Origin of the sequence: Streptomyces sp. NPDC059456, from assembly GCF_042750055.1 — a bacterium.
Classification (GTDB): Bacteria; Actinomycetota; Actinomycetes; order Streptomycetales; family Streptomycetaceae; genus Streptomyces.
In genome coordinates, this window is record NZ_JBHYVA010000801.1 from 1 (window position 1) to 3578 (window position 3578).

General features: G+C 73.9%; 3 protein-coding genes. 1 reads left to right on the forward strand and 2 read right to left on the reverse strand.

Annotated features, from left to right (window positions below; genetic code table 11):
- Nucleotides 1-77: 77 nt before the first annotated feature.
- Both ACFXA3_RS38685 and ACFXA3_RS38690 read right to left on the reverse strand, forming a co-directional pair.
- Nucleotides 78-1751, reverse strand: a complete 1674-nt coding sequence (locus ACFXA3_RS38685) for a glycoside hydrolase family 71 protein (RefSeq protein WP_385195410.1) — start codon at nt 1749-1751, stop codon at nt 78-80.
- Between the two features lie 119 nt (nt 1752-1870).
- Nucleotides 1871-2806: a cation diffusion facilitator family transporter gene (locus ACFXA3_RS38690; RefSeq protein WP_385195412.1), complete on the reverse strand. Its 936-nt coding sequence runs from the start codon at nt 2804-2806 to the stop codon at nt 1871-1873.
- A 199-nt stretch (nt 2807-3005) separates the two neighbouring features.
- Between ACFXA3_RS38690 and ACFXA3_RS38695 the strand changes: the two genes are divergently transcribed.
- On the forward strand, nt 3006-3458 hold the full coding sequence (locus ACFXA3_RS38695; protein ID WP_385195415.1) for a hypothetical protein: 453 nt from the start codon (nt 3006-3008) through the stop codon (nt 3456-3458).
- The last annotated feature ends 120 nt before the right edge of the window (nt 3459-3578 follow it).

Below are 3578 nucleotides of genomic sequence, written 5' to 3' on the forward strand. Positions count from 1 at the left end.
CTTTCGGGGGTAACTCTCCCGGGTCCGCCCCCCGGGGGCCGGGCGGGGGGCGGGGGGCGGGGCCGCGGGAACCTGGACTAGTCCCGCCCGCTGGTGACGGCGTAGTACTGCAAGTCCTGGACCTGCACCGTGCGGTCCGCCGCGTAGGGGAGTTTCACCTCGGCGCCGGACCTGCCGTCGCGGACCACCACGGCGGAGCTGGTGCCGGGCCGCAGCGGGAGGAGCTCGGAGTGGACGCCGGCCGGGGCCTCGTGCGCCTCGCGGGCCGTGCCCACGGCCGTGCGGACGCTCGCCGGGGCCGTCAGGAAGCTGAGCACCTCCACGGTGTCGCGGGGTGCGGCGCTGCCCTTGCGCGGGGACATCAGCAGGGACTGGGTGCCGGTCGGGTCCGCGGCGGCGAACTGGGTGCGGGCGCAGACGTACAGCGTGTCCCGCACGATCCTCGGCCAGCTGCCCGTCTTGAACTTGGTCAGGTAGTACGAGGTCAGGTCCAGGTAGGCGTACCCGTTGTGCAGGGAGGGCGCGAACTGGCTGCCCTCGGAGTAGTCGTTCCAGGTGGTGAGCTGCACCCAGTCGGCACCGTCGTCGATGGCGTGGGTCCAGGTGGAGCGCAGGGTGGCGGTGTTGCCGGCCTCGTCGTAGATGCCCTGGTTGGGGCGGGCGTCCTGGACCGACACGGGCTGCATCCAGATCTTGCCCGCGCCGTGGGCCCGCTGCACGTCGCGGGTGGCGCCCTCCTGGCCGACGTAACTGCGGCTGCCCCACTCGGAGAAGCCGTGGCTGATCGGCGCGAACCGGGCGCTGTTGCCGTCGAAGTCGAGGAACGTCGGGACGAAGGCGGTGCGGATCCCGTGCCGGGTCCTCAGGAGGTCGAGAAACTGCGTCCACCAGGCGACGCTCTTGGCCTCCGCCTTGAAGGGGGACACGACGAGCCGGCCGTCGCCGAGGCGGTGGGCGGCGGGGGCCTTGCCGAGGGCCGCGACGGCGTCGGCGAGCACGCCGGGGTCGTCGGTGTCCAGCGAGGTCATGTCCGGCATCAGCATGATCTTGAATGCGGGGTCGACGGCATGGGCGGCCTGCATCAGCAGGCCGGCGCGGTCCCGGTTCGGTCCGGACAGGGAGAGCAGGTCGAGGGTGAACCCGTCGAGGCCCGCGGTGCGGGCGGTGCGCACCTCCTGTTCGAGGTTGGCGAGTTCCCAGTTGCCGGCCTTGGGGACGACGGGCAGCGGCCGGTCGCGCAGCAGGCCGCCGTACCGCTCGTGCTTGCCGTTCTCCCCGGCCGGGTTCAGGTAGTTGCGGGTGTAGTAGTCGGCGTCGGCGCTCGCGTTGTCCAGCGAGAGCGGGTACGGGGTGAAGTAGTGGGCGAACACCAGCTTCCCGCCCGCGCTGCCGGTGCGCAGGGCGGCCGGTGGGGGTAGGTCGAACGGCAGCGCCCCGGCGGGCCGCCCGGCACCGGCGTCCCCCGCTCCGGCACCGCCTCCGGCGTCCTGCCCGGTGCCGTCCGGGCCCGGTCCGGACGCGGTCGGGGCGGGGCCGCTCGGCGTGGGCGCGGGGGCCTCGCCGGATGCGTCGGGGCCGCCGGACCAGGGGGTGCCGATCACGGGTGCGGAGACGGCCCGGCCCGCGGCGCCGGCGAACGGGTCCCAGGCGATGCCGGTGGCCGCGAAAACGCCGAACAGCAGGAAGGCGGCGGCCGACAGGGTCAGCAGCGACCGGCCCCGGAAGCCCGGACGGCGGCGGTGCGAACTCATCGTGGGTGCCCTCCCCTGCACGTGCCCCGAGTGCGGGACTGCACAGCAGTAGAGCCGATCCGCGGCCGCCGGACAACCGTGGGCGCGGGCGGATGCCGCGGACCGCCGGGGCCGTGCGGTCAGGCGTGCAGGGCCCGTTCGTCCTCGGCGTGGCCCTCCGGTTCCAGCTGGAGGGTGGAGTGGCGCACGTCGAAGTGGTCGCCGACGCAGGCCTGGAGCCGGGCGAGCAGCTGCCCGTGGTCCTCGCCGCGCAGGGTCCCGGCGGCGACCACCACGTGCGCGGTGAGGACGGGCATGCCGGAGGTGACGGTCCAGGCGTGCAGGTCGTGCACCGCCAGGACGCCGGGCTCCTCCATCAGGTGCCGGCGCACGTCGGAGAGGTCCATGTCCTGCGGGGTGGCCTCCAGCAGGACGTGGGCGGCATCGCGCAGCAGTCCGTAGGCGCGCGGGACGATGAGCAGGCCGATGACGATGGACGCGACGGGGTCGGCGGCCTCCCATCCGGTGAGCAGGATGACCAGGCCGCCGATGAGGACGGCGATGGAGCCCAGCGCGTCGCCGAGCACTTCGAGGTAGGCGCCGCGCAGGTTGAGGCTGTGCTCCCTGGCGTCGCGCAGCAGCCACAGGCCGACGCCGTTGGCGGCCAGGCCCAGCAGGGCGACGGCGAACATCAGCCCGCCCTTGACCTCCACCGGTTCGCTGAAGCGGCGGACGGCGGTGTAGAGGACCCAGACGAAGACGACGAGGAGGAGCAGGGCGTTCAGGGCGGCCGAGAAGATCTCGACCCGGTACCAGCCGAAGGTGCGCCGCGGGGTCGGGGCGCGCTGGGCGAGGGTGACCGCGCCGAGCGCAAGGCAGACGCCGACGGCGTCGGTGAGGCTGTGTGCGGCGTCGGCGAGCAGGGCCAGGCTGCCGGAGAGCAGGGAGCCGACGACCTGGATCAGGGTGATCGTGACGCTGATGCCGACGGTCCAGAGCAGGCGGGTACGGAACGTCCCGCTGACGGTTCCGGCCGCCGCCGAGGGAGCACCGTGGTCATGACCCATGATCGCCATCCGAGCACAGGCGGGCCGCTCGCGCGCGCCGGGGCGCCCCACCTGGTCGAATGGACAAAAGCATGCCGCGTGTACAAGTTCTCCGGAATCCGACATTCCCCTGGCCTTCCGGCAGAACTGGCGCATAATCATCGCTACGCGGCCCGAAAGAACCCTTGGCCGCGCATGGGACACGCATGCAATGGGGGGCATCGTGCCGATGAGGGATCCAGGCCGGACGGGCATCCTGCCCGCGACGTCCGACGAGCTGTCCCGGCTGCTGACGGCCGTGCGGCGCGGCCGGGTGCTGACGGTCACCGGGCGGTTCCGGGAGCCGCGGAGCCTGCTGGTGCGGGAGATCGCCGAGCGGCTCTCGTCCAACTTCTGCGACGGCGTGGCCGTCATCACCGTGGAGCGGCCCTTCGGCCCGCGCGAGCTGTCGGCCGCGCTGGGCTGTGTCGCGGGCATGCCCTTCCTGCCGTGCGCGGCGGGCGACGCCGTCTCGTGGCTCGCCGAGCGGGACATGCTCCTCGTCCTGGACGGCACCGACCACCTCGTGCCCGAGACGCTCGCCTGGCTGCGGAACCTGCTCACCGCGGCCCCGGGGCTGCGCATCCTGGCCGCGGGCCGGTCCCCGCTGGCCTTCGACGGGGAGCGCGTCCACCGCCTCTGAACCCGGCCGGGCCCGCCGGACGCCGGACCGGCCGCGGCCCCGTCAGCCGCGGTACGCGCGCAGGATCCGCCGCAGCAGCGGGGGTACGGGTGCCCGCGGCGCGGGCACGGACCCGGAACC

What these genes read in the sequence shown, in the direction of transcription:
- ACFXA3_RS38685 (WP_385195410.1), bottom strand. Translation starts at nt 1,751, where the DNA reads ATGAGTTCGCACCGCCGCCGTCCGGGCTTCCGGGGCCGGTCGCTGCTG.
- ACFXA3_RS38690 (WP_385195412.1), bottom strand. Translation starts at nt 2,806, where the DNA reads ATGGCGATCATGGGTCATGACCACGGTGCTCCCTCGGCGGCGGCCGGA.
- ACFXA3_RS38695 (WP_385195415.1), top strand. Translation starts at nt 3,006, where the DNA reads ATGAGGGATCCAGGCCGGACGGGCATCCTGCCCGCGACGTCCGACGAG.